A 1,125-nucleotide genomic window follows, 5' to 3' on the forward strand; every position below is an offset into this window, starting at 1 on the left:
CCTTCCGGTCCGGGGCGAGGCGCTGCAGTTCCCGCTCGGTGGCGTCAATGACCTTGGCATCGAGCAGTTCGCGCAGCTCGACCCGGCCGAGGAGCTCGTTGAGCAGGGTCGAATCCAGCGCCAGCGCGGCGGCCCGGCGCTCGGCCAACGGGGAGTCGCCCTCATAGAGGAACTGCGCGACGTAGCCGAACAGCAGGGACTTGGCGAAGGGGGAGGGCTGCTGGGTGGTGGTCTGCAGGATCCGCAGCTCGCGCCGCTCGATGGACGCGGCGATGTCCTTCAGGGCCGGAAGGTCGTAGACGTCCTGCAGGCATTCCCGGACGGTCTCCAGGACGATCGGGAACGTGGGGTACTTCCGCGCCACGTCCAGCAGCTGGGCGGAGCGCTGGCGCTGCTGCCACAGGGGCTGCCGCTTGCCGGGGTTCTGCCGGGGCAGCAGGAGTGCCCGGGCGGCGCACTCACGGAACCGGGAGGCGAAGAGGGCACTGCCGCCGACCTCCGCGGTCACAATCTGCTCGAGTTCCTCCGGGTCGAACATAAACAGCTCAGCCCCGGGCGGCTCATCTTCCATCATGGGCACGCGCAGCACAATGCCGTCGTCGGCGGCCATCGCGGAGCCGTCCATGCCATAGCGCTGATGCAGCCGCTGCCCGACGGCGAGGGCCCACGGCGCGTGCACCGGCATGCCGAACGGGCTGTGCAGCACCACGCGCCAGTCGCCGAGCTCGTCGTGGAAGCGCTCCACCACCAGGGTGGTGTCACTGGGGACCACCTCGGTGGCCAGCTTCTGCTCGGCGAGGTACTGGATCAGGTTGTTGGCGGCGAAATCGTCCAGGCCGCTGGCTTTGCAGCGTTCCGTGGCCGGCCCGACGTCGGACGCGGACAGTTCGCGCATAAACGCGCCCAGCGCGCGGCCGAGGTCCACCGGGCGGCCGAGGGAGTCGCCCTTCCAGAACGGGAGCTTCCCCGGCTGGCCGAAGGCGGGGGAGACCAGGACCCGGTCGTGGGTGATGTCCTCGATCTTCCAGCTGGTGGCGCCCAGCGCGAACACGTCACCCACCCGGGATTCGTAGACCATTTCCTCGTCGAGTTCGCCGACCCGGCGGCCGCCTTTGGCTGCGGCGG

The 1,125-nt window shown here is 69.9% G+C and carries 1 pseudogene; it reads right to left on the bottom strand.

Going from position 1 to position 1,125, the window contains the following annotated elements:
- Positions 1-1,125: pseudogene (locus K789_RS0104060) on the bottom strand (ATP-dependent helicase); the annotation flags it as partial.

Origin of the sequence: Arthrobacter sp. TB 26 (assembly GCF_000427315.1) — a bacterium.
In the GTDB taxonomy this organism is placed as follows: Bacteria; Actinomycetota; Actinomycetes; order Actinomycetales; family Micrococcaceae; genus Arthrobacter.